General features: G+C 59.9%; 21 protein-coding genes. 7 read left to right on the forward strand and 14 right to left on the reverse strand.

Annotation, left to right across the window (positions count from 1 at the left end):
• Window positions 1-181 precede the first annotated feature (181 nt).
• A complete protein-coding gene (gene tcdA / locus QPL94_RS18590) occupies window positions 182-1009 on the forward strand; it encodes a tRNA cyclic N6-threonylcarbamoyladenosine(37) synthase TcdA (RefSeq protein WP_285359425.1) in 828 nt (275 codons plus the stop codon).
• A 28-nt stretch (window positions 1010-1037) separates the two neighbouring features.
• The gene (locus QPL94_RS18595; RefSeq protein ID WP_285359426.1) at window positions 1038-2885 is read left to right on the forward strand and encodes a cation:proton antiporter; all 1848 of its coding nucleotides are present in this window, start codon (window positions 1038-1040) and stop codon (window positions 2883-2885) included.
• Window positions 2886-2914: 29 nt separating this feature from the next.
• On the opposite strand, the gene QPL94_RS18600 is transcribed toward QPL94_RS18595, so the two are convergent.
• From QPL94_RS18600 to QPL94_RS18615, 4 genes are all read right to left on the reverse strand, one after another.
• Complete coding sequence (locus QPL94_RS18600) at window positions 2915-3904, reverse strand: NADP-dependent oxidoreductase (RefSeq protein WP_285359427.1); 990 nt, start codon at window positions 3902-3904, stop codon at window positions 2915-2917.
• A gap of 60 nt (window positions 3905-3964) precedes the next feature.
• The gene (locus QPL94_RS18605) at window positions 3965-4453 is read right to left on the reverse strand and encodes an acyl-CoA thioesterase (protein WP_285359428.1); all 489 of its coding nucleotides are present in this window, start codon (window positions 4451-4453) and stop codon (window positions 3965-3967) included.
• Window positions 4446-5537, reverse strand: a complete 1092-nt coding sequence (locus QPL94_RS18610) for an SMP-30/gluconolactonase/LRE family protein (RefSeq protein WP_285359429.1) — start codon at window positions 5535-5537, stop codon at window positions 4446-4448. Before QPL94_RS18610 ends, QPL94_RS18605 begins: the two co-directional genes overlap by 8 nt.
• Window positions 5538-5634: 97 nt before the next feature.
• Complete coding sequence (locus QPL94_RS18615) at window positions 5635-6426, reverse strand: alpha/beta fold hydrolase (RefSeq protein ID WP_285359430.1); 792 nt, start codon at window positions 6424-6426, stop codon at window positions 5635-5637.
• A 421-nt stretch (window positions 6427-6847) separates the two neighbouring features.
• On the opposite strand from QPL94_RS18615, the gene QPL94_RS18620 reads away from it, so the two are divergent.
• The 3 genes from QPL94_RS18620 to QPL94_RS18630 all read left to right on the forward strand — a co-directional run bounded on the left by QPL94_RS18620 (window position 6848) and on the right by QPL94_RS18630 (window position 10128).
• The gene (locus QPL94_RS18620) at window positions 6848-7912 is read left to right on the forward strand and encodes an AraC family transcriptional regulator (RefSeq protein ID WP_502881562.1); all 1065 of its coding nucleotides are present in this window, start codon (window positions 6848-6850) and stop codon (window positions 7910-7912) included.
• Window positions 7909-9345, forward strand: coding sequence for a cardiolipin synthase (cls, locus tag QPL94_RS18625; RefSeq protein ID WP_502881563.1), 1437 nt, complete (start codon window positions 7909-7911; stop codon window positions 9343-9345). Before QPL94_RS18620 ends, cls begins: the two co-directional genes overlap by 4 nt.
• Window positions 9346-9453: 108 nt before the next feature.
• Complete coding sequence (locus QPL94_RS18630; protein WP_137437075.1) at window positions 9454-10128, forward strand: GntR family transcriptional regulator; 675 nt, start codon at window positions 9454-9456, stop codon at window positions 10126-10128.
• A gap of 21 nt (window positions 10129-10149) precedes the next feature.
• Here the strand turns inward: QPL94_RS18630 and QPL94_RS18635 are convergent, their stop codons facing one another.
• The gene (locus QPL94_RS18635; RefSeq protein WP_285359432.1) at window positions 10150-12351 is read right to left on the reverse strand and encodes a patatin-like phospholipase family protein; all 2202 of its coding nucleotides are present in this window, start codon (window positions 12349-12351) and stop codon (window positions 10150-10152) included.
• 15 nt (window positions 12352-12366) lie between these two features.
• Window positions 12367-12993 carry a hypothetical protein gene (locus QPL94_RS18640; RefSeq protein ID WP_285359433.1) on the reverse strand — a complete coding sequence of 209 codons (627 nt, stop codon included), beginning with the start codon at window positions 12991-12993 and terminating at the stop codon, window positions 12367-12369.
• Window positions 12994-13212: 219 nt separating this feature from the next.
• Here QPL94_RS18640 and QPL94_RS18645 point away from each other — a divergent pair, with 219 nt between their 5' ends.
• Window positions 13213-13575 (forward strand): hypothetical protein, encoded by a 363-nt coding sequence (locus QPL94_RS18645; protein WP_285359434.1) that lies wholly within the window; start codon window positions 13213-13215, stop codon window positions 13573-13575.
• A gap of 7 nt (window positions 13576-13582) precedes the next feature.
• Here QPL94_RS18645 and QPL94_RS18650 read toward each other — a convergent pair whose 3' ends face one another.
• A complete protein-coding gene (locus tag QPL94_RS18650; protein WP_285359435.1) occupies window positions 13583-16327 on the reverse strand; it encodes a transporter substrate-binding domain-containing protein in 2745 nt (914 codons plus the stop codon).
• A 197-nt stretch (window positions 16328-16524) separates the two neighbouring features.
• On the opposite strand from QPL94_RS18650, the gene QPL94_RS18655 reads away from it, so the two are divergent.
• Window positions 16525-16758 carry a DUF2789 domain-containing protein gene (locus QPL94_RS18655; RefSeq protein ID WP_285359436.1) on the forward strand — a complete coding sequence of 78 codons (234 nt, stop codon included), beginning with the start codon at window positions 16525-16527 and terminating at the stop codon, window positions 16756-16758.
• Here QPL94_RS18655 and QPL94_RS18660 read toward each other — a convergent pair.
• The 7 genes from QPL94_RS18660 to QPL94_RS18690 all read right to left on the reverse strand — a co-directional run bounded on the left by QPL94_RS18660 (window position 16724) and on the right by QPL94_RS18690 (window position 25518).
• Entirely contained in the window at window positions 16724-18427 is a 1704-nt protein-coding gene (locus tag QPL94_RS18660) for a GGDEF domain-containing protein (protein WP_285359437.1), read from the reverse strand. The two genes, QPL94_RS18655 and QPL94_RS18660, sit on opposite strands and share 35 nt — an antisense overlap.
• Window positions 18428-19375 carry a tyrosine recombinase XerC gene (xerC, locus tag QPL94_RS18665; RefSeq protein WP_285359438.1) on the reverse strand — a complete coding sequence of 316 codons (948 nt, stop codon included), beginning with the start codon at window positions 19373-19375 and terminating at the stop codon, window positions 18428-18430.
• A gap of 2 nt (window positions 19376-19377) precedes the next feature.
• Window positions 19378-20124, reverse strand: a complete 747-nt coding sequence (locus tag QPL94_RS18670; RefSeq protein WP_137437067.1) for a DUF484 family protein — start codon at window positions 20122-20124, stop codon at window positions 19378-19380.
• Window positions 20125-20140: 16 nt separating this feature from the next.
• Window positions 20141-21106 (reverse strand): diaminopimelate epimerase, encoded by a 966-nt coding sequence (dapF, locus tag QPL94_RS18675; protein ID WP_285359439.1) that lies wholly within the window; start codon window positions 21104-21106, stop codon window positions 20141-20143.
• Window positions 21107-21120: 14 nt separating this feature from the next.
• A complete protein-coding gene (gene lysA, locus QPL94_RS18680) occupies window positions 21121-22371 on the reverse strand; it encodes a diaminopimelate decarboxylase (RefSeq protein ID WP_285359440.1) in 1251 nt (416 codons plus the stop codon).
• A gap of 38 nt (window positions 22372-22409) precedes the next feature.
• Window positions 22410-22577, reverse strand: a complete 168-nt coding sequence (lptM, locus tag QPL94_RS18685; protein WP_285359441.1) for an LPS translocon maturation chaperone LptM — start codon at window positions 22575-22577, stop codon at window positions 22410-22412.
• Between the two features lie 88 nt (window positions 22578-22665).
• Entirely contained in the window at window positions 22666-25518 is a 2853-nt protein-coding gene (locus tag QPL94_RS18690) for a class I adenylate cyclase (protein ID WP_285359442.1), read from the reverse strand.
• Window positions 25519-25573: the final 55 nt, after the last annotated feature.

The following is a 25573-nucleotide window of genomic DNA, read 5'->3' on the forward strand; positions in this document are numbered from 1 at the left end:
AGTGTCTCTGAACTAGTCCGGCCCACCCCCCGTCGGGTTGGGCACATACTTACAGGCCACGCTCTTGCGTGGCCTTTTTTTTATGCCCGGCAATCGCCGTTTCCCGACACCCTGACTTACCCCGATTAGAGACAGCCGGCAGGGCTGGGTTACAATCGTGGCTTTTGGGCGGAGATGCAGTATGACGGGTGACGATTTCCACTTCCGCTTCGGCGGCATTGAGCGACTGTATGGTCGCAGGGCCCTGGAGCGCTTCCGTCACGCCCACATTGCCATAGTCGGCCTCGGCGGTGTCGGTTCCTGGGCAGCCGAGGCCCTGGCCCGCTCCGGTATCGGCACGCTGACACTGATCGACATGGACGACATTTGCGTTTCCAATACCAACCGTCAGCTCCACGCTCTGACAGGCCAGTATGGCCGTACCAAAACCGACGCCATGGCGGAACGCCTGCGGGGGATCAATCCGGAAGCCGATATCCGGGTCCACTTCGGGTTCCTGAATACCAAAAACGTCAGTGAACTGATCACCCCCGAGATGTCAGGGGTGGTTGACGCCATCGACAGCGTCAAAGCCAAGGCTGCGCTGATTGCCCACTGCCAGCGGCGGAAGATTGCGCTGATTTGTGCTGGCGGTGCCGGCGGCCAGATGGACCCGACCCAGATCCGCGTCAGTGACCTCAGCAAGACCACGCAGGATCCACTTCTGGCCAAGGTTCGTAATCTGCTGCGACGGGAGTATGGTTTCTCTCACAATCCCAAGCGCCGTTTCGGAATCGAAGCCGTGTACTCCCTTGAACAGCTCACGTATCCTGCTGGGGACGGTGAGGTTTGCCTCCAGAAACCGGCCACCGAAGGCCCGGTGAGGCTGGATTGCGCCTCAGGATTTGGCGCCGCCAGCCCGGTGACCGCCAGTTTCGGTTTTTTTGCAGCAGCCCGGCTACTTGCCAGGCTCGCACGCAAGGCGGAATCCGACACCTCAGTAACCTCCCCTGCCGAACAACAGAACTAACCCATGACTCAATGGAACTGAAGCCATTATGACCGTCAGCACCGTTTTTCTACTTGCCTGCATTGGTGTGCTTTCCCTGTTCTGCCAGTGGCTCGCCTGGCGGGTTCGCATGCCGGCCATCCTGTTCCTGCTGGCCGGCGGTATTGCGGCAGGCCCGCTGCTGGGCTTTCTGAATCCGGAGCAGGTGTTCGGAGACCTGCTGTTCCCGGTCATTTCCCTGGCAGTGGCCATCATCCTGTTCGAGGGCAGCCTGACGCTCCGGTACGAAGAAATCCGTGGCCACGGCAAGATGGTTCGCAATCTGATTCCCGTCGGCTCCGTTGTCACCTGTGTTATCGGCACCCTGGCCGCACGCTGGATCCTGGATGTGTCCTGGGAGGTGGCGCTGCTGTTCGGTGCCATTTCCATCGTCACCGGACCAACGGTTATCGCTCCTCTGCTGCGATCCGTGCGGCCGAACGCCAAGCTCGCCAACATCCTGCGCTGGGAAGGCATTATCATCGACCCGGTGGGCGCCCTGCTGGCGGTTCTGGTATTCGAGGGCATCGTGTCCTGGGGCCAGGGCAATGTTTTCGGCCATTCCATGTACATCTTCGGCAAAACCCTGGCGGTGGGCTTCCTGCTTGGCGCCGCGGCGGGCTGGCTCAACGGCATTGCCCTGCGCAAGCACCTGTTGCCCCAATACCTGCATAACGCCGGCACCCTGACCTTCATGCTCGGCGCCTATGCCCTGTCCAATGAAATGGCTCACGAATCGGGCCTGCTGACGGTCACCGTCATGGGCATCTGGATGGCCAACATGAAGCAGGTGCCCATCGACGCGATTCTGGAATTCAAGGAATCCCTGAGTGTGCTGCTGATCTCGGCCCTGTTCATCATCCTCGCCGCACGGGTCGAGTTTGCAGCCATTGCCCAACTGGGCTGGGGCCTGGTGGTCGTGCTTGCGCTGCTGATGCTGGTGGCGCGCCCGGTGAGCATTTTTCTGTCGGCTATCGGCACCAGTCTCAACTGGCGCGACAAGCTGTTTCTGAGCTGGATTGCTCCCAGGGGCATCGTGGCCGCGGCGGTATCCGCCCTGTTCGCGTTCCAGTTACAGGAGCTGGGCTACGAGAGTGCCGGTGCCCTGGTACCCCTGATCTTCATGCTGATCATTGCCACCGTCACCCTGCAGAGCCTCACCGCGCGGCCGCTGGCCAAGCTGCTGGGGGTGGCCGAACCAGCCGCCTACGGCTTCCTGATCCTGGGCGCCAACCCGGTGGCACGGAAAATCGGCCTGGCACTGAAAAAACTGGAGGTGCCGGTCACCCTGGCCGATACCAACTGGGAAAACGTCAAGCAGGCACGGATGGAAGACCTGCAGGTGTACTTCGGTAACCCGGTCTCCGAGCATGCGTCTACCCATCTTGACCTGACCGGCATTGGCAACCTGCTGGTGATCTCCCCTTACAAGCACATGAACTCGCTGGCCACCTATCACTTCCTGGACTGGTTCGGAAAGAACTCGGTGCTGACACTGGCCGAAGGCGACCAGGACCAGAAAGCCAGGCACCAGACCGCCGAGAAAATCCAGATGACCCGGGGGCTGTTTGGCGGAGTGAGCTACGCCAAGCTAGCCAGCCTGGCCAGCCAGGGGTATTCGGTGAAAACAACCCAGCTCAGTGACGAGTTCACGTTTGACGACTTTCTGGAGAAATACGACCGCCAGGCCATGGTGCTGTTTGTTCTGGACACCCGCGGGCACATCACGCCCGTAAAAAGCATGGATAGCATCAAGCCGGAGAAAGACTGGACGCTGGTCAGCCTGGTACCGCCCCAGGCAAGAAAGGAGCGCAAGGAGCGGGATACCGGAGAAGCCCCCGAACCGGCTCCGGCCTGAGGGGCTTGGCCTGGGTTGGCGTGAGGGAGTCAGCGGCTACGGCAGTCGAGCACCAGTTTGCCCCTGACGTGTCCGCCCTCCAGCATGCGATGAGCATCGGCCACCTGATCCAGCGTGAAGGTCTCGTCAATGTGAACCCGCACGTCGCCGTCCTCGATCAGTTCGGCGATCTCATCAAGATGAAAGACATCAGGGCGGACCGTCATGCCGTGGGCCCTTAGCCCCAGCGCTTCCGCTGCCGTGATGATCTCGTCGGCCGTTACCGTGGGAATGGTCACCAGCACGCCATGCTCGCTAAGGGTATGCAGGGAACGCTTGCCGGCCTCGCCACCCACCAGGTCCAGCACCACGTCCAGGCCGTAGCATTCGTCCACCACATCGGTGGTGTGGTAATCAATCACCTCATGCACACCGAAGGCGGCCAGAAAATCGCGGTTGCTTGCTGATGCAGTCGCGATGACATGGGCACCCCGCTCCAGTGCAAACTGGACCGCAAAATGCCCCACTCCGCCGGCGCCGGCGTGAATCAGTACTTTCTGGCCCGCTTCCAGTTCCGCCACTTCGAACAGCGCCTGCCAGGCGGTCAGCGCGGCCAGGGGCAAGGCGCCTGCCGTTACCAGGTCCAGTTCTTCCGGCACAACGGCCAGCTCGTCGGCGCGGGCAACGGCATACTCAGAGTAGCCCCCGCCGCCGGCAGGAAACCCTACCATGCCCATTACCCGGTCACCGGGCACCAGGGTGGTGACATCCTGGCCCACGGCAATCACTTCGCCGGCGGCGTCAAAGCCCGGGGTCCAGGGCAGGCGGTCTTCAATCTGCCGGGCGACGAATCCCAGCCCTTTGCGGGTTTTCCAGTCGATGGGATTCAGCCCGGCACCGGCCACCCTGAACAGCACTTCCTCGGCACCCGGCTCCGGGATTGCGGAGGATTCAACCCGGAGGACGTCGGCATCACCAAAGCGGTCATAGACGACTCGGCGCATGGCGTTGCCAGCATTGGGATCAACGGTGTTTTCCATGATGTTCTCCAGACAGCTTCAGGGACAGGACAGAATCATTTGTTCAGACTAGCAGAAACTTCACGGTGTGGAATTAAAGCTGGCATCAAAGCCGCGACCACCCGGCACCATGGCGCCACCGAGAATGTCAGCGTATTCAGCAGGCATGCGCGAGGGCCGCTGGCTCTTCAGATTGACGCAGGCGTGGGTAGATACCGCCCGTACCAGGGTCTTGCCGTCAGATTCCCGGACCAGTTGGAACTGGCGCGCTGAGCGAAAGCGACCGTCAAACCCGGTCAGCCAGGTACCCAGTACCAGACGATCGCCGGCGTTGGCGGCCGCCAGGTAATCAATTTCCGTACGGGTAATGGCCATGGCCTTGCCGGTCTTTTCGTGCAATTCCCAGGTCATTCCCAGGCTCTCGATATGCTGCCAGCTGATCTCCTCGAGCCAGCGCACGTACACCACGTTATTGGCGTGGCCCAACCTGTCGGTATCCTCATCACGCACGACAATGGTCATGGTGAAGGGTTCGGGAAGATCCCAACTCACCGGATTGCCATCACTCATCGTTGCTGTCTCCCAGGCCCGGAATGGCCGATAACGCTAACCGGCCAATGCGGTCATTGTGAAGTGAACCAAAGTAGAGGTAACCATCGTGAGGGTTAACCGAGGTTATCTCTTGCAGATGGGTACCGCGGGTGTCGTGAAGGCTGGTAATCACCCCGCCCTGTTCGTCCATTGCCACAACCAGCCCGTACTCCTGGGGCTCTGGCAAAAAATAGTCGGGCAGCTTGGCCAACAGGTCCTTGAGCCAGGGCTGCCGGTGCATGGCGTCAACCTGCGGGTTTCTCAGGGTGGGAAAGGCTACCCAGTAGCGGCCTTCACTGTCGACCGCCAGGTTGTCGGGAAAACCCGGCAGATTATCGGCGAACACCTCGGCCTGGCCGGGGTCGCGGCCGCCTATCCAGTACTTGAGGATGCGGTACTTCCAGGTTTCGTTGACCAGCACGTACTCACCATCCGGCGACACCGCCACCCCGTTGGCAAAATGCAGGTTGCTCAGCAGCACCTCGGTTTTTTGCGTGCGCGGGTCATAGCGAAGAAGACGCCCGTGAGGACGCATTTCCAGCAGGTCCAGCACGTAATCCGGCTGACGGAAACGGGAGCTGGCGTCGGTGAAATAGATCCTGCCGTCCGGGGCAATATCCACATCGTCGGTAAAGCGGAAGGGCAGGCCCTCCGCTTCCCGCGTCAGCAGGGTGACGGACTTGTCCGGGGCGATGGACAACAGCCCCTTCCAGGAATCCGCCACTATGAGATTGCCCTGGCGGTCAAACACCATTCCCAGCGGCCGTCCCCCGGTTTCGAGCCATTTCTCGACCCGTCCGTCCGGCCAGACCCGGACAATCCATCCGTCCTGAGTGCCGGTGTAGAGCACACCCTCTTCATCCACGGTAGTATCTTCCGGGCCATAGACTTCTCCCCTGGCCAGAAGATCTGCCAACCTCAGGCGTTCGTTCGGGGCCAGCTCACCGGTCAGTGGCTGTGGGGACGGAGCTTTCCAGGACTGGCTGTTTATGGGCGAAGGCGACAACAGAAAACTGCCCAACACCAGAAAACCGATCAGCAACGCTCCCAGAAGCCACTTCATAGATGATGCCTGTTCCTGTCAGATGCAATTTCGTCACCTTACCAGACCCCCGCCACCGGCTAAACTGGCAACCACGCCGCAGGCAAGGCCATAAGGCCTAGTCGGCAAGAAAACGACGACACAGTGCGGCAAAGCTGTCCGGCTTTTCTGCGTGCAGCCAGTGCCCGGTACCAGAGATAATGCGCAGATCGGCATTGGGGAAAAGCCGGCGAATCTCATCGCGGTGCTTCTCCTGAATGTAGGCAGAGTCAGCGCCCTTGATAAACAATACCGGGCCTTCGAACGGGCCATCACCTTCCGGTGCCTGGGCGAGCTTCGAATAGCTCTGTTCGATCACTGGCAGGTTAAGGCGCCAGCGATAAGGCCCGGGATAGTCGTTACGCTCATCGTCCGCTACCCGCACCAGGTTTTTCAGCAGAAACTGCCGGACACCGGGTTCTTCCACGTAGTCAGCCAGCACCTTGTCGGCATCCTGCCGCGAGCGGATGGCGCCCAGATCCACGGCATTCAGCCCCTCCAGAACGGCATCATGGCGGGGGTGGTAAGTCACCGGCGCGATATCCGCCACAATAATCCGCTCAACGCGCTCCGGAGCCTGGAGTGCCACCTGCATTGCGATCTTGCCGCCCATGGAGTGACCGAGGATGGCGGCTTTGTCCAGCCCCCGGGCATCCATGTAGGCCAGCACATCGTCCGCCATTGAGGGATAATCCATGGTATCCGTATGAGGAGAGCTGCCGTGATTGCGCTGGTCCAGAGCATGGATCTGCCACTGGTCCTGCAACCGGCGGCTGATGCCACCCAGGTTATCCTGCGAACCGAACAGGCCGTGCAGCAGAATCAGTGGCGGTCCATCGCCGGTAATGCGGTAGTTGAGTTCAACACTCATGGACAGGGTCTCCTGTGATGCCGGTAAACGAACTACATTACCATCGGTGGCTACAGGCACAAGGGGAAGCGGTCAAAGGGGCGGGCGGAACAGATTCTGCAGACGAAAAAAAGCCGGAGTTTCCCCCGGCATCAGGTCATAAACGTTGGTGTCTTTCGATCAGCTTCAGAGCGAGCTGATCAGCAGTAGTACATGCTGTTCAGGTATTCAGCCAGTGCGACAATGTTGGAACGCTCAAGCTCGTTATGGGGTACAAAAATTTCCAGATCCATGAAAACACCTCCTGTCTCAATTCGCTTGGGTAAGAATCCTCAGTGACTTAATGCTATCGTTGTTACAGGGACAACCCATTGACACGCTGTCCCACAGGCTTGACATTTTGTATCAGCACGGATGAATTCCTGTTAACCATTAAACAAAGGTGACCGTGAACGCTCCCCAGGCAGAAGCCACCACATCGCCGCTGGTTGCAGCTTCAAGTACGCTGGCACTGGTTCACTATCTGGACCTGCAAGGGGTACTCGACCTCCCCACCGTGGAGAGAATCACCGGGTTCAGCCGTAATGAGCTGACCGATCCGGATCTTCGCATCCCCGCTGAAAACCACTACCGCCTCTGGGAGCATGCAGAGCTGGCCACCGGCGATCCGGCCGTCGGACTTCATGCCGGCCAGGTGATCGATCCTGACCGCATGGGACTGGTTGGCCATGTGTTCTTCAACTGCGACACCCTGGGCGAGGCCGTTACCCAGTATGTTCGCCTGCACCGGCTGATCAATGAATCGGTTACCCTGAGTTTTGAGCAGGCCGGCGACCAGGCCATTCTTACCTGGCAAGCAGATTCGCCGGGGCACTATTGCCGTCAGGACATGGACCGGACCCTGGCGGCCGCCCTGTGCCGGACCCGGCACTTTATTCACTCCTCTATCGTTGCCGAGTGGGCCGAGATTGCGCATCCGGAACCGTCCTACAGCAACGAATACCGGCGCCTGCTGGGGGGACGGATCTATTTCGGCTCCGGCACCACCCGCCTTGCCTTTGACAGCCGGCACCTGGGCCATCCGATTCCCCACCGCAATCCCTACGTCTATTCCGCGGTGCTCAAGCAGGTCAACTCGCTGCTGGCCCGTCTTCAGGGCCGGCGCACCTTTGGCCGCAAGATCCGGCGACTGATATCCCGCCAGATGGCCACCGAACGCATCGATGCCGACACTCTGGCAAAACAGTGCCATATGAGCCGACAGACCCTGTATCGGCGTCTGAAGAAAGAAGGACTGGGGTTTCACGAACTGGTGGAAGAGGTGCGCAAGGACAAGGCCCTGCGCTACGTAGCGGCGGACCATTACGCGCTTGGCGAAATCGCCTTCCTGCTGGGCTTTTCCGAGCTCAGTGCCTTCAGCCGCGCCTTCAAACGCTGGACCGGGATGGCGCCGGCCCAGTACCGGGCCCGCCACCAGTCCAATGAAAGCGGGGAAATATCGGAATGAGCCTGCCCGACGTCTCCTGGCTCGCTGCTGCCATCGGGCTGCTCTATCTGACTGCAGCCGTCTGCATTTACCGGATTCTGATGACCTACCGCACGGCCCAGGGCGCCCTTGCCTGGGTTCTGGCACTGATAGGCCTGCCCTATATCGCCGTCCCTCTGTTCCTGCTGTTCGGACGCAACCGTTTTGGGGGCTACCTGAACGCACGGCGCACCGGCGATGCCGCCCTTACCGAGCTGCTGAATCACTATGAGCAACAGTCTGCGTCCATCAGCCAGCGGGACCACGAGCATTTTGATGATGAACTCCGGGTGCTCTGCAAGCTGGGCCGGCAACCCTTCACCAAAGGCAACCAATGTGATTTGTTGAAGGACGGGGAAGCCACCTTCGACGCCCTGTTTGACGCTATGGAAAGTGCCCGCCGCTATATCCTCCTGGAGTTCTATATCGTTCGCTCCGACAAGATCGGCCAGCGCATCAAGTCGATTCTGAAGCGCAAACTCGCCCAGGGTGTGGAGGTGTGGTTTCTCTATGACGATATCGGCAGTGTCTGGTTACCCCGGAAATATCTCAGGGAACTGGCCGCCGCTGGCGCCAACATTGCTTCCTTCGGGGACGGTAATTTTCGCCGTATGCGGTTACAGGTGAATTTCCGCAATCACCGCAAACTTCTGGTCTGCGACGGGGAGGTGGGCTTTGTCGGCGGTATCAACCTGGGTGATGAGTACCTGGGTACCGCCATGGACGAGGAACCCTGGCGCGACAGCCACTGCCGCATTACCGGGCCGGCGGTGACCGGCCTGCAACTGGCCTGGCTGGAAGACTGGAACTGGGCGAGCGGGGAATTTCCCACGCTCAACTGGACACCCTCCATGCCGGCACGGGGTGATCAGGAAGTGCTGATTCTGCCCACCGGGCCGGCCGACACTTACGAAACCTGCACGCTGTTTTTCCTGAACTGCATCAACAATGCCCGCGATCGCCTCTGGATTGCCTCACCCTATTTCGTGCCCGATTTCCAGATCATGAATGCCCTGCAGCTGGCGGCGCTACGGGGGGTGGATGTGCGCATCATCATTCCGGAAAAGTCCGACAGCTGGCTGATCGGGCTTGCGGCGTACTCATACCTGGTCCAGGCATGCCGGGCCGGTATCGGCATCTACCAGTACCAGCCTGGTTTCATGCACCAGAAGATGGTGCTGGTGGATAATCGCTACGCCGCCCTGGGTACGGCCAATCTGGACAACCGGTCCATGCGGTTGAACTTCGAGATCACCGCGATCTGTACCGCTGGCGACTTTGTTGAAGGTATCGAGCACATGCTGGAACAGGACCTGGCGAGCTGCCGCCTGATGAGCGAAAGGGACTACCGTGAGCGCTCGATCCCTTTCCGCCTGGCCTGCAGAACCATCCGGCTGGCAGCGCCCTTGCTCTGAAACGGGGCGCACCAGCGGTGCCGGTTTCGGTGTGACCATTTTCCGGACGGAGAGAATGTGAGAGTATTCCAGAACCATTGAGCCAGCACGCTGTAACGAAGCAGGACCATGACCACATTCAAGCCCCGCGAGACCCTGACCGAACAGGTCGCACGCCACATTGAAAACCTCATCGCCTTTGGCCAACTTCGTTCCGGCGAGCGAATATATGAAAGCGCCATGGCGAAACAGATGGACGTCAGCCACGGCTCGATCCGCGAAGGTTTACTGTTGCTGGAAAAACGCCACCTGGTGCAGAACGTTCCCCGCAAGGGGGCCTTCGTCACGCCGCTGGATGAGTTTTTCGTGCGGAGTCTTTACGAGGTGCTGCAACTGTACCTGACCCATACTGGTCGCAAGCTGGTGCGGCAGTGGCAACCCGCTGACATGGACAAGCTCGAATCCCTGTATCAGCGAATGAAAGCCTGCCACGACAACAATGATCTGCTGGTGTTCCTGGAGCTCGGCATCGAATACACCCAGGCATCGCTGGCCTATGCGGACAATTATTTCATTGTGTCGGCCATCGAGGATCTCTGGCCGTCAGCCAAGCGCTGTGCCTTTGTCGCTTTTCAGCGTGGGGGGAATCGTGTGCTGGAGGACAACCTGCAACACGTGCGTGAATCCATCGACGCTATCCGCGACCACGATGAGGAACGTATGGCGGACATCCTGGCAAAGTACGCCGAACAGCAATGCCAGCAGGTTCTTGAAGCCATTGGCACTACCCCTGCCACCGCCTGACCCTTGCCTGTGTCCGGCTGGTCAGTCAAACAGGCGGGTAAACGAAAACCCCAGGCTCAGGTAGGCGCTCCAATCGTCCTCATTGTTGTAGGCCGTGGCAATCTGAAGGGGCCCCAGAAAGGATTCAACCCCGGCAAACACACTGGCTGAGTGCAGCAGATTGTTCCAGCGGGCATCCCCCAGCGAGGACCAGGCATTCCCGGATTCAAAACCCACCCCGGCAAACCAGGGTACGAAGGGCCCCCCAAACTCCTGTCGGGCAAAGACACTGGCAAGGACAGCATCCTCACCGGCGACCTCGCCCTGACTGTAAGCCGACAAGCGACGAAACCCGCCCAGCAACACCGAGTTCTCAATCCCGGCCACACCCCGGGTCACGGTATTGGCGAACAGTAAACCGGTGAGGCTTGTCTTGTGCCAGCTTGCCGTGCCCAGAGCCATGACCCTGACCGAATCAAAGTTACGGTCAGACCCGAGGCCCGGGCGCTCAAAACGGCCGCGGATACCCGCAAAACCACCGGATTCGGGAAGAAAGGTGTCGTCCAGGGAGTCGTGGACCAGCCGCAGGCTGAAGCTGCCACTCTGGATTGAGTCGGACGGCGCCACCGGTTGTCCGACCTGCTCGTCGACAGTGGCATCCCCCCGCTGGTACTCAAGGCGGATTTCACCGTTGACCCCCAGCTCGGTTCCCAGGGAAAGGTCGACCTGGCGGCTGGTAATATCCACCTCGGTAATACGCTCGCCGTCGCCATCGAACGCACTCAGGCTCTCCCGGGAGTACTCCCCTCCCACCGTCAGGAACCGCTTGAACCCGTAATCCAGGGGCTGGAACCATTCGGTCCGGACCCATGGCTGGGTACCCAACTGAACCCCGGTTGCCCACTCGCCACCCAGGGAGTTGAGGCCGGTCATACGCAACGACGCCGCCAGATTGAAGCGGGTTTCGTTCTCGAAGTTGTCTTCGTAGTTCAGGCCGAAGGCGAGGTAATTCGGCCCCCAGCTTTTTTCCCGGACCTGGATTACAAGATCGGTTCCGCCCGTCTCCGATGGCACCAGGGAATAGGAGACAGTCTCGTAGTAGCCGAGGCCATAGATGCGCTTGAGATCTTCCTCAAGCGCATTCATATCCAGTGGCTCGCCAGTTTCCTGACGTATACGCTGGCGCAGGAAACTTCCCCCCAGACGGGAATGATCATCAAAGCGCACGCCAGTGATCAGCCCCGGACTGAAGGAATGTCCCAACACCCGGCTGCGGTAGCGATTCCACTGTTCGTCACTCACGCTCAGATGGCGAAGCTCGCCGGCATGTTTGCGGGCACCGCTGGCACCAAGTTCGAACAGCGCCAGCGCTTCGTAGAAATCCGACGATGACAGGCCTTCCAGGTCCGGCCGGATCAGTATGTCCCGGTCAGTCAGCAACTTCAGCTGCCGTTCGGTATTCTGCCGCGTCATCATGGTGGTGAGCTGACCAACCACCGAAAAGGCTTCCCGAATCTCGTCCCGTTCCAGCAACGGATCGGTAATGTCCACAGCGATGATGATCTCGGCGCCAAGATCCCTGGCCACACTGACCGGCAGGTTATTGGCCACACCGCCGTCCACCAGCAGCCGCCCGTCCAGCGTGACCGGGGCATAGACACCGGGAACGCTCATGCTGGCACGAATCGCCTCGGACAGATTGCCCTTGCCGATGACCACCTGCTCTCCGGTCTCCAGATCCGTGGCAACCGCACGAAATGGAATCGCCAGCTTGTCAAAATCTTCCACCAGGGAGGCGCTGCGGGTGAGTTCGTTGAGAATGAAGCCGAGGTTCTGGCCGGCAATGAGGCCGCCACCCAGATGAAGCCCATCCGTGCGAACACCCAGGCCCGGTGCCACAGGAAAGCGCCAGTCCTGGCTCTTGCGCCTGACGGGTTTGTAGGCGCGGCCGGGGTCATCGCGAAAGCTCGACACCCAGTCCATATCGATAAAACGTTCTTCGATTTCGTGAACGTTCATACCGGAAGCATAAAGGGCACCAACCGCGGAGCCGGCGCTGGTGCCCACCACGATATCCACCGGTATTTTCAGTTCCTCCAGCACTCGCAGCACACCGACATGGGCCATGCCCTTGGCGCCACCACCGCTGAGTACCAGCCCTACCTTTGGCCTCCCTGCATCGGCCAGTGCCGGCATACCGGCCAGCACCACACCCACCAGAACCAGTAATCTCAATGCCGACATCATCCCGCCTGTAGTTTATTGGTCGTCCGTGCGGTCTTCGTCTGCCAGCGACAGGTGGGATACATCGGGTACGACCGGTGGCGGCAGGTCTCGCTTGACGCCCAGTTCGGTGCCCGGTGGCGCCAGCGTCCAGTCGTCCAGGTGCTGAAACATGGGGGTCGGAGCCTCCCGGTGTTCCTCAAGGGTTACGCCGACCGGATCAAGAGTCAGCCCGGATCCGGACAGGATCGAGTCAACTTTCTCACCCGCCACCGGCAAGCGATCACCCGGCTCCACGGCCACGGATGACGCCGGTTTACCCGCAGCAGATGCAGGCTCAGCCTGTTCTGGTGCGGCTTGCGCAGGTGCCTGTTCGGGTTGCGCCTGTGCCCGGGGCCTGGTGGCTGGCGCCGGACGGGAGGGCGGAGGTGGCGCTGCACCTTCCATTGGCTGCACGTAGGCCACCATACCGTGTTTTTGCAATACCGCCCGGTATTTTTCCGCCTGCAACTCTTCCAGCTTGTTGCGGATAACCACCGGCTGACCGCTGAACATGCGGTCAACCTGTTCTACCGTGGCCTTGAACAGGTTTTTTGCATTACTACGGGCTGTCGCCGGGTCCGTCCCCGGCGTACACTCACCTCTGAAAACGAGCTGGAACATGATCCTGCCTCTTACTGCATCTGTTTTTCATCATAATAGTTGATCCTGGCGGGCTGCGGAAACTTGCAGCTATCTGTCCAGTGTTTGGGCAAACTGCAAACAATTGAAAAATGTGTGCAACAATCAGGCAAAACTGCCTGGACTCTGCAATAATGATAAGTAACTAAATGTTACATATGTTTACAAACCTCCACGGACTCACATCACAGGAGTGACTCCATGCCCATCAGATGCATCACTGGCGTCTTTGCTCTGTTGCTGGCCATGTCCTTGCAGCCCGCAGCGGCTAGCAATCTGGACCTTCTGCTGAGCGGGATTTTTCCGGACCAGCAGGCCACCTACATCGGCTATGAGAGTATCGAGAGGGAGGATATACCCACGACATCCCACATTGAACGCAAGTACCTGGTGGTGGACTTCCGCTTCAAGTCCGATCCTGCCAGCGACCAGTTACAGGCCAGTGTCCACAAGGTCTGCATGGCGCTTCTGAAAGACCGGGAACTGATTCGGTCCCTGTCCAATTCCGGTTACGACATGGTCGCCGTCGCCTTTGACCGACAGTCCCAGTACGACTGTCTCTGAGGCGACCCTACTGATCCCGGCCCAGCAGGCGCGGAAATGCATCCAGCGCACTGTTCACCGAGTCCAGATTGAAAGCCTCAACATCCGCCAGCAGTTTCTCACCGTAACGGGTGACAGAGGGCGACCGGAAGCGCTTGCCCCATTCCAGCAAGCGCAAGGCAAAGTCCGTCATCTGTTCCGGGTCGCCGCTTTCCCGTACGGTTTCCCATTCGTTCCCGAAATCCCTGGCCAGCTGCTCCCGCAGCCAGCCACGCTCCTGCATGCTCAGGGTCTGGGCCAGCAAACGCTCTGACTCCTCCGGCGTGCCCTCCTCCTCGGCCTGCTCCTCTGTCACTGCGACCCGGGGCAGGCTGACAGTAAAGGTGGAGCCTGCCCCCGGCTCACTTTCAACCTTCAGCTCGCCCCCCATCATTCGTACCAGCTTGCGGCTGATAGCCAGGCCCAGGCCGGTGCCCCCGTAACGCCGGCTGTTCTGTCCTTCCTGTTGTTCAAAGGCTTCGAAGATCTGCTCCTGTTGACCCGGGGGAATACCGATACCGGTGTCCGCAACCGTTACCATCAGGCGATACCATCTGCGCTTGTCGGTGTCGCCATCCCCGGGGGGCTCGCCACCCGCAGATTTGTGGGGTGTGGCAGTGGCACGAACGGTCACACCGCCCTCATGGGTAAATTTGATCGCGTTACCCACAAGATTGAACAGCACCTGACGCAGCCGGGTTTCATCCAGCATCATCGCCGCCGGCATTCTGGAATCAACACTGACCTCAAGTGATATCCCCTGCTCGGTCGCTCTCAGATCAAATATATGCCGTACGTCACTCAGCAGGCGGCGCACGGACACCGCCGAATAGTCCAGCCGCATTTTCCCCGCCTCGATGCGGGAAAGATCAAGGATATCGTTGATCAGCATCAGCAAGCTGCGACTGCCGGCACGAATGGCATCCAGGTAATTTCTTTGCTGGGGGTCCGTCACCGTGTTGCTGAGCAGATCGCTGTAGCCGATGACCGCATTCATCGGGGTGCGGATTTCGTGGGACATATTGGCGAGGAATTCGCTCTTGGTCAGGCTGGCTGCCTCTGCCTCCCGCGCCAGGCGCTCTGCTTCCAGTTTCGCCGCCCGCAACTCGTCTTCACTTCTGCGCAAGGCATTTTCCGAGCGGATTCTTTCGTCCACCTCCCGCGACAGCTTGCGGTTCCAGTACAGGAAAATCAGCACTACCACGATGGCAATCAGCACAATCCGGCGCACCACGGTGTAATCCGTTTCCTGCTCGATATCCAGGTGAATCCAGCGGTTGTAGATAGACTCGGTTTCAGCAGCATCCAGGCTGCCCAGTGCCTTGTTCAGGATGCGCTGCAGTTCCGGCCGGTCCTTGTCGACGGCGAACCGCAGCTCGTACTGGTAAGGTGTAATGCTGGTAATCCGCAGATTTGAAAGCCCCAGCCTGGCCACCGTGTAGCTCACTGCCGGGATGTGCGTCACCATCACATCAAGGTCACCATTGGACAATGCCAGCAGCCCTTCCTCAATGGACGTTACCGGATAGAGGTCGAGATTGGGATGGTTGATCAGCAGGTAATCATGCCCGGCCTGGCGACTGACCACACCTACTTTTTCATCCCTGAGCTGCTGCAGCTCACCAATAAAACGCCCGTCATCGCGGATCGCCAGGGCAATGGGCACCGTCAGATAGGCACGGCTGAAAAGGAATTCCTCCTCCACCCTGGGCGTTCGGGACAGTGCCGGCAGGATGTCCACATCCCCGGAACGCAGAGCCGCTTCGGCATTGGCACTGTCGGTCATCACTTCGCGACTGAAACGGATATTGAGCTTTTCTTCCAGGCGAGTAACCAGGTCCGGCACCAGCCCGGTGGGCTGACCATCCTGGGTGAACTCGAACGGCGGCCAGTCTGGCCGGAAGGCCAGTTTCAGATCGGAATGACGCTTGAGGAATTCACTTTCGCTGGCAGACAGTGAGATGGCGGTTGGATCCTGCTCGGGTATCTCCGTTTGCAGCCAGGACTGGCGAATGGTCCGATGCTCATTGTGGTCAATGGCGAGAACGGCCTGGTTGAGAACCCGGTAAATCTGGTCTTCGCCCGCTTTGACTTCAAGTACCGCGTCCACGGACTGATGATTCAGCAGCGTGGCCATCCCCACTCCGTTCACCATGGCGGACTGGAGGTAATCGGAAACCACCGGAACCGGCCCGAGGAAGGCATCAGCCTGGCCGGACAGAAGCATACTGACCGCTTCACTGATACTGGCTACGGGTACCGGGGAGAGACGGTCAACTGGATCCAGCAACGCAAACTGATTGGAGTCGTTGGTAATCAGTGCAATGCGTGCGCCTTCAAGGTCAGCCAGCTTGCGGATGCCGGCATCCCCGGAGTGGACAAAAATGCCATAGGTCAGACTCATCAGTGGCGACGTTACGGCAACATCAGACGGCGCCGGTTGTCGGGCCAGGCGGGTGGTCAGCCTGGCATCCAGCGTGCCGTCCCTGAGCCATTCCTCCAGCTGCGCCTCGTCGCCTGCAACCGGTTCAACGGGCACCTTCAATTTGTCCGATAGCCGGTTGAGGTAGTCGATGAATATGCCGGCCAGCTCCCCCTCCCCGGTGTCGAACGCCAAAGGCACCTGGGCGGCACGGACACCAATGCGGAAGGCGTCACGTTGCTGCAGCCACTGCAGGTCTTCCTTGCCCAGAACCGGCGCCGGTGAGGGCTGGGGTGGCTCTGCGGCGGACATACCGGAAACCAGAAGGCAACTGACTAGCAACAGAAAATAAAAGGCGCCCCTCACTGGATATCCTCACCGGTTTGGCTACAGTTCAGGGAACCATACCCGTAAATTCTTCTGATTGCATTCAGCGGCTTACCCGCTTTATCGTAAGCAGACCCGCAGTCATCGACAAAACGGGGACCACCCCGGGGAGAACCATTCCGATGGACACCAGCAACCACACGTTCAGCGCCCTTTTTGAGCAGCTTGGTATGCCCGCTGACAAACAGAGCATCGAGGATTTCATTGCGAAACACTCACCCCTTCCTTCCGAGATTGCGCTGCAGGATGCGCCCTTCTGGTCCGAAAGCCAGTCCCAATTCCTTGAAGAAGGCCTGGAAGACGACTCCGACTGGGCGGAAATTATTGATGAACTGGATGCGCTGATGCGTCACTGATGACCACCTTGTCGCGCCCCGAGTCCTTGGCCAGATAAAGTGCTTTGTCTGCGCGATCAAAAACGTCATCCTCGTCATCTCCTTCAACAAATTCCGCAAGCCCGGCGGAAAAGGTGACAGACACAGGGTCACCCCGGAAATGGAACGGCAATGCCGCGATGTGCTTGCGCATGCCGTCGAGGACCGAACTGGCGATATCCGGTGGCGTCTCCGGCATCAGAACCACAAATTCCTCGCCACCAAACCGGGCAATGAAATCCGTTGTTCGCAGCCGGTCACTCAGGGCCTTGGCCACCAGTTGAAGGACCCGGTCACCAGCCTTGTGGCCGTAGGAATCGTTGACCCGCTTGAAGTAATCAATATCGAGCACACCGACTGTCAGGGGGTGACGGTATCGTTGCCAGCGTTGGTACTCAAAGGCAAGGCGCTCCTGCCAGGCCTCCCGGTTGGGCAACTGGGTGAGGACGTCTCTCAACGCCTTCTGACGTTCTTCTGCCAGCTCTTCCCGCACCTGCTCCGAGTGCGTTTCAACCGCCGCGAGTTTTTCGTGCATCAATTCCAGCTGTTGTGACAGGTTCTTCTCACGTTCGGTCTCCTGAGTGCGGAAGCGTTCAACAGCGCCACTGATCGACTCCAGATGCTGCCCCACTGACGCCTTCAACTGGTCAAAATCGGCACTGGACTCCACCTGTTCGCCAAGTGTCTGCAGTTCATCCCGGATTTCACGATCCAGCGCTTCGGAGGCATTGAGGCGCCCGGTCTGCGCAGTGGTCTGGTCGGAAAAACACTGCCGCAATGACTCCAGCCGCTCATCCAGCCGCCGAAGAAAGGCTTCAAACTCCCTCTGGCTACGGGTAACGGCAGCAATCACCAGCTCCGCGACACCGTTGAGGCCCTCACGTAATTCATCCCAGTTGTCACTGTTAAGCAGTGACTCCTGAAGCCGCTTGGCCCTGGCTTCGGAGGCCGGCTCCAGGGCTACCTGACCCAGCATGTGCCCGAGCAACTCGCCAACCCGCCGGGCAATTCTCAGGCGCTGATTGGCCTCTTCCACGCCACCCTGGTCCAGCTCCGATTCGTCCCGGCATGGTTTGTCAGACTCACTATCGGCGCCCCCTTCCGTTGTCGTCGGCCGGGAATCCCGGGAACCGAACAGCCGGCCCAACACGCCGGGCCTGGCCGCCTGCTCTCCGGTTTCCGCCAGCCCGCCCGCCAGTGCCTTCTCCAGAACGACACCAAAGTCCGACAACCAGTCGGCAAAGTACAATTGCAGCGTTTCCGGTTTATGGAGCCGTTTTTCCAGATCCTTCAGTTGATCCTTGCTGCCCGCAAACAGGGAACTGGAGCGAAGCCCGGACAACAAGTGTTCAAGGGTCGTCCTGGTCCGGCGGGCAGATTCGGCCTTCTGGTCGTCGAGTTCGGATACCTGGCGATCGATCCGGTCCTGCAGCTTGTGCCAGCTCCCGGAATCGGGAGATGTTTTACGCAATTCGCTGCGCAAACCTGCAAGCAAACGGTCCAGCTCCGGATTCTGTCCCTCGGAGGCCAGGCTGGTACGAACCAGCATTCGCTGCAGCTGATTTCTTTCACTCTCCCACTGCAACTCGCGCTCTTCCGATTGTTCAAGCGCCCTCAGATACTTTTCCTTCCAGGGTGAATCCGATGACATCTAGCTCTCCCTGCCTTTCTTCAGGCCACGGCGGGCGCGGGGATGGCTCTGGTCGTAAACCTTTGCCAGGTGCTGGAAATCGAGATGGGTATAGACCTGTGTCGTTGCTATGTCGGCATGGCCCAGCAACTCCTGCACCGCCCGCAAGTCACCACTGGATTCCAGCATATGACTGGCAAAGGAGTGCCGTAAAAGATGAGGGTGCAAACGCTGGTCCGCCCCTTTCGCCAGGCCCCACCGGCTCAACCGGGACTGGATACTGCGGGTGCTCAGCCTGTCTCCACGCCGGCTTACATACAGGGCGCTCTCATCGTCAGGTGCTATGGCCTTCCGCACTTCGAGCCAGCGGGCAAGCGCGTCAAGCGCCTTGCGTCCCACGGGGAGGATGCGTTCCTTGCTGCCTTTGCCCAGCACCCGGACTTCTCCGCCACGAGGGTCCACCGAGTGCAGGTTCAGACCGGCCAGCTCGGACAACCGCAGGCCGGATGAATACATCAGTTCAAACATGCTCAGGTCACGAATTTCCAGCGGGTCGTCAGGGGTGGCATCGAGCAGATGGTTAAGCTGGTCAACGTCCGCCACCTTGGGCAGACGACGCCCCGCCTTCGGGGCGCGGATATCCAGGGCCGGATTATCAGTGGCCAGGTGTTCCCGCAGCAGGTATTCGTAAAAGCGCCGTATCGCGGACAGGTGACGGGCGATACTGCGCCCCCCGAGCCCTTCCCGGCTCAACTGGGCGACGTAGCGCCGCAGCTCATGGCTTGTCACAGCCCGCCAGGCGGGGGATGGCTGTTGTTCTACCCAGGCGAGGAAACGTTTGAGGTCGTCACAGTAACTGCTGCAGGTGCGTGGTGAGTGCCGTTTCTCCGATGCCAGGTAACGCAAGAAACCTTCCAGCGGCTCCGAGAGCGCCGCAACCGGGGCCCTCTCACCAACAGCGACCGTCATACTCAGCGAGACTCCGCCACCACGTCAGTCACCGGTACCGCAGCGGTATGTCGCTGCAGGATGGGTGGCAGTAGCCGGCTGAGAGTATCGCTGATATAGGTCAGGAACAGTGAACCCATGCTCTGGTCGAAATACCCGGTTTCACAGCTGCCAACCGCGAACACCCCAACCAGTTCGTCAGTTCTTAGAGGCACCAGCGCCACTGAAGCAATCGGCTCTTCCCGGTCAGGAAACAGGAAACTGCGCTCACTTTCACGGAACTGGCCACACACCGCGCGATCACCCTCCAGAAGGCCACCCAGCCGGGCTTTTGCCACTTCCGGCGCGACCACATGCAGGGCACCCTGCGCAGCTGTTGGTAGCTCGGAATCGGTGAACAGAATGACTGACGCCGCATCCAGGCCGAAGTCGCCACGAATACTGTCATCAATCGCCGCCGCCATGTCATTCAGGTTGCGGGCCTCGATTACCTGCATCAACAGCCGTTTGCTTTTCTCGAACAGCCGGTCGTTATGACGGGCAATGGAGACCAGCTCGACCAGCTCGCGGCGGAGGGTATCGCGCTGCTCACGGAACAGGTGCACCTGACGCTCCACCAGCGATATCGCACGGCCGCTGTCATGGGGCAGTGTCAGGCTCCGCAGGAGTTCGTCCTGTTCAACAAAGAAGTCGGGGTTGTCCCGCAGATAGTCTGCGACCGCTTCCGGGCTGAGCTCTCCGGCCTTCTTGTGGGCCGTTTGGTCTGTCATGCTGCTCTCCTGATAGTCAGGGCTTTGATGTAACTGGCTGGCGATGGCGATTCTGCTGCCGTTGATGCCCCGGCCTTGTATCGCCCTGCCGCGCACTTCTGCGACGTCGAGGGGGCTGGTCTCCCGGCAGGCGAAGCTGACCTTCGAACACGCTGGACGTGGGGCCCTCCATCATAACAGGGGACCCTTCACCCTGCCATTCAATGACGAGGTGGCCGCCTTTCAGCTCTACATCCACCCGGTTGTCCAGCAGGCCGCGCAAACAACCCGCAACAACAGCCGCACAGGCACCGCTGCCACAAGCCATGGTTTCACCGGAACCGCGCTCGAATACCCGCAGCCGGGCGTGAGTGCGATCTACAATCTGCAGAAAACCGATATTGGCCCGCGCGGGAAACCGGGGATGGTTCTCCAGCCGGGGGCCGAGTTCACCCACCGGCGCAGTGTCCACATCATCCACCACCAGCACCCCATGGGGATTGCCCATGGATACGGCGCTGAGCTCCACGGTTTCACCACCCACTTCCACCGTATAGACATCCTTGCGACGGTCGGCGGCAAAAGGAATGGCCGGGGGATTCAGCTCCGGCACGCCCATGTCCACTGTCACCATACCGCCACGGCCGACCCTGAGTTCAATCACGCCCTTGGCGGTCTGCACCCGGATCACCTTCTTGTTGGTCAGGCGCTGATCGCGGACAAAACGGGCAAAACAGCGGGCGCCATTGCCGCATTGTTCCACTTCCGAACCGTCGCTGTTGAAGATCCGGTAACGAAAGTCCACATCCGGCAGACCCGGGGGTTCAACCACCAACAGCTGGTCGAAGCCGATGCCAAAGTGCCGGTCGGCAAGCTCGCGAATCGTTTCCGGGCGCAGGCGGAACGGCTGGCTGATGGCATCCACCACCATGAAGTCGTTCCCCAGACCGTGCATCTTGGTAAAATTGAGCATTGGGCCCTGCCCGCGTCGAGGCTGATTCATAGCATCATCCTCATTCATTCCGGCAAACAGCTTTCAGGACCAAGCTGCTCTTCCAGGGTTTCCCGGCGGCGCACCACGTGCACCTGGTCGCCATCCACCATCAGTTCCGGAGGGCGATTGCGGGTGTTGTAGTTGGAGCTCATGACAAAACCATAGGCGCCAGCGGAGCGGACCGCCAGCAGATCCCCGGCCTGAAGTCGTAGTTTGCGATCCTTGCCCAGAAAATCCCCGGTTTCACACACCGGCCCCACCAGGTCCCAGGCTTTTTCCTCGCCGTCTGTGCGGGGCGTCACCGGTATGATCGACTGCCAGGCGCTATAGAGGGCAGGCCGGATCAGGTCGTTCATCGCCGCATCAATAATGGCAAAATTGCGATGCTCGGTGCACTTGAGGAATTCCACCCGCGTCAACAGGATACCGGCGTTGGCCGCGATGGAGCGGCCCGGCTCCATGATCAGTTCCAGTTTCCGCGTGCCGAGACGTTCCGACAGCGCCGTGACATAGTCCGACGGCTGTGGTGGTTGCTCCCGGTCGTAGGTAACACCCAGGCCGCCGCCCATGTCCAGATGGCGGATAACGATGTTCTTTTGCGCCAGGGTCTCGATCAGCACCAGCACCCGGTCCAGAGCATCCAGGAACGGTGTTACCGACGTCAGCTGGGAACCGATATGGCAATCCACGCCCTGTATGTCGAGGTTGGGCATGGTGGCGGCGCGCTCATAGACCGCAGGTGCTTCAGCGATATCGATCCCGAACTTGTTTTCTTTCAGGCCCGTGGAAATGTAGGGATGAGTCCCTGCGTCCACATCGGGATTCACCCGCAGGGACACCGGAGCCCTGACGCCAAGCTCACCCGCCACTTCGTTGAGCCGGTCCAGCTCGGTGTCGGATTCCACATTGAAACAGCGAACTCCGGCCTCAAGCGCCTGCCGCATTTCCCAGCGCTGCTTGCCCACCCCTGAGAAAACGGTTTTTGCAGGATCGCCACCGGCGCGAATCACCCGCTCCAGTTCTCCGGCAGAGACGATATCGAAGCCCGCACCAAGCCGCGCCAGCACATTCAGCACAGCCAGGTTGCTATTGGCCTTGACGGCATAACAGACCAGGTGGGGGCGGCCTGCCAGGGCATCATCATAAGCGTGATAATGACGTTCCAGAGTCGCACGGGAATACACATAAGCGGGCGTCCCGAAGCGATCGGCAATGGTAGCCACCGGTACGTCTTCGGCGTACAGCTCGCCATTGCGGTAGTTAAAGTGATCCATGGATATCCTGAGTCTGTTGATGGGGCAGCCGGCCGGCCCTAGCGGTCACCGGTGTCATCGCTACGGCTCTGTTCGCTGTCGCTGGCCTGCTCGGCAGCCGTGTTGTTATCGGAAGGTACGTCCCGGTACAACGGCCCTTTCTGACCACAGCCCGCAACAAACCCGGCCATAACCAGCAGGAAGATGATTGTCTGTCCTGGTTTCATGGGTAACTGCCCCTGTTTTCTGTATGGGCGAAGTATACCTGAGTGGGGCCGTGCCCGGCGAGATGCCAGAGGTACTGAATGAGTGGCGTTAAAGGTGCTGATTCAGGGCATTTTCCAGCTCTGACCGGTAATACAGGTACTGAATGGTCTGAATGTCCTGCTGATAGACCTGGGGGTCCAGGTCATGGGGCAGGTGAATATCGGTAAGATACACCGGATACCGCTCCGGGCTGTGACGGAGGGAGCGAATATAGTGGGCCACCGCCGGAATCAGCTGATTGCCATATTCCTGCACGGTGAACTCCTGATCGCCACAGAAAATGTCAAAACGAACCCTGGAATCCCCTTCCTGAATACCGATCGCCTGCACCTCAAGCCCGGGCAGCGGTACGTTGCTGTCTGCATCGGGACGCCGCTCGGCATGCCACTGGCCGTCCCGAAGTGCCATTTCATAGCATTGGGTGCCGCCGATATCCGCCACTGTCTCGAGCTGCCTTAACTGCCGCCGCTCAGTCAGATTCTCCAGGAATCGCAGCAACGGCACCAACAGATAGCGACGATTGACATACCCCTGCTGCCAGGAAAAAACAGACCCCAGCTCATCCACCACCCAGACACGGGCCTTGTCACCACTCAAGCGGTAAAACACCTGGATATTGCCTGACTCGCTGGCATGGCAGACCGTTCGCAACGGCAGGTCTGTCAGCAGGGCATGGCGGTCAAACACCACCGGAACATAGGATTGCTGGGGCTTGGCCAGGTAGTCCATCAGGGCTCCGGTGCTGTCCAGGGCCACAAACCCGGGCTCGGTCCCATTGAACCGCAGCACAAAAAACCGCCGGTCCATCTCGATGACATAGCGCAGCGGATGAGGCCCCAATCCACCGGCAAAGAAGTGGCGCATGACGTCGGTGAAGAGCTCCTTCACCCGGCGGGCGATGGTGGCACCGTGCCCTTTGTTGTGGCTGTGAACCATGATTTCCGGCAGGCGCTCCGGTGCGCCTGCAACCGAAGCCAGTACATTTTTCAGGCACTGGATCAGGGTGTCGCCGGCCGCATAATGTTGCAGACTGACCTCGTGCCAGCTGTTGAAAGTAACCTGGTCAATGGTGTTCACCAGGTTTTCCCGGCCACCGCTGAAGCCCAGCGAATCGTGCCGGGCGCTGAGTTTGTGCAGTCCCCGTTCGGTCAGGTGGGCCTGTGGATCCAGCCCCACATTGACGAACAGCAAACTCCGTAACGGATGCACACCCCGGGACAGGGCCTCCCGGGCGGCCGGTTCGACAGGAAACGGCAGAAACGAACCCAGGGCGTCCAGCATTTCCCGCAACTCCGCCACCGACGCCGTACTGGTGCCGCCACGCACATTGAGACGGGTAGATCGACTCAACAGGCCATTGCAGTAGCACCAGACCATCAGTTCGGTCAGGTTTCCGGAACGGCGAATCACCGGTTGCCAGAACGCATCGGAAGGATCTTCAAGATCCCGGTATAACAGCCAGCCGTCATAACCGGCTGCCCCACCCTGCTCTGACTGATGATGGAAGGCCAGATTCTCTTCCGCCAGGGAGGGCGCCAGCCCGGGATTGATCTGCTCAATCTTGCCGGCCTTGCGCTGGAACGCGGCATAGAGCTTTCGCCCCAACAGGTTCATATCGTTACTGCTGATGGCGGCACGAGTGCCATGATCCCGGGCCAGTCGGGACAGCAGGCGGTAGCTGTGGGTGAGCTCCGCCACCACGGCCCTGCGCAAGGTCACAACGTCTTCAGCGCGCCAGCGGACCCGGTTATCCAGATTCTCGATTTCCGCGGCGGACCAGCCCCAGTTGTCAACCAGTGACTGAAGCAGGCCGGTTCGCCAACCGGAGACCAACTGGGCAGAGCGGGTCAGCGGCAGCCCGGCTTTCAGGTAGAGGCTCTGCCGCACCAGCGCCAGGCGCTCAGGGGCCTCTTCTTCCAGCAGCCACTGCTCCAGGCGCTCGTAAAGCAATACATAGGGGTCAAGCCGGTCAGGATCGGTTTGTCCGGCATAGATCGCCGCCTTGAACACCCGCGACAACAGCGGCTGGTGCTCCCCCCGGGCATAACACTCGATCAGCAGCAACTTGAGAATGGACTTCCAGGGCGCATCAATGCCCTTGTACAACTGCCAGACACCGGCACCGAGAAATTCTTCCTGCGGTATCGACAGCGCCGGTCCGAAATCAATGTACTCATCGCCACGGATAAAGCGACAGTCAATCAACTGCCGGGCACATTCGTCATAACGGCCTTCGTCTTCAACCGGAACCAGCCACCACAACGGGTAGCAGCCACCCAGGTGTATGCTGGTGCGATAGAACTCGTCCAGCAGAAGATAATGCTGCGCACTGCCGCAGTTTTCGCCAGTGACCTCGGCGCGCTGGCGCCCGGCCCGCCAGTCTGCGGCGGAGAAAACAAACACATGAAGCTCCACACCCAGCGTTGACGCCCAGGCCGCAAGGCTCTCTGCCTTACGCTCGAGACAACGCACCCCGCGTTCGGGCAGGTCCGCGCGATGACACAACCAGATATCCAGGTCGCTTGCCACCGAGTGCCCCAGTGTACCGGGGCTGCCCATCAGGAACAGGGCCTCCAGGTCCGGCTTCCGTCGCCCTTCGTCCTTGATCGAGAAGGTCCGCGCAAGTCGCCTGGCAGCGTTCAACGTAGACTCCGTGGGCCGGTAGTGGCTCAGTCCATAGGGGCAGTCGCTGTCGAGGTAACCGGGAAGCGCAGGATGGTTGAGGTGAAACACCAGCGGCAGTACTTCCAGGGCTACCTGCTGGCGATAGGTCAGTGCCGAGCGGGCGCGTTCCCAGCGATGCTGATTCACGACCATGAAACGGTCCCGCAGCCGGCGCAGCGTTTTTCGGTCGATACCCTCGTCAAAATCCAGGGCAATAGGAGCGGTATGGACGGTCACGGCGACTCCGCGGGAGAGGTTCTTTCCGATGTCATTATCAGTATGATGAACGCAT

This window comes from Marinobacter sp. SS13-12, from assembly GCF_030227115.1.
Classification (GTDB): Bacteria; Pseudomonadota; Gammaproteobacteria; order Pseudomonadales; family Oleiphilaceae; genus Marinobacter.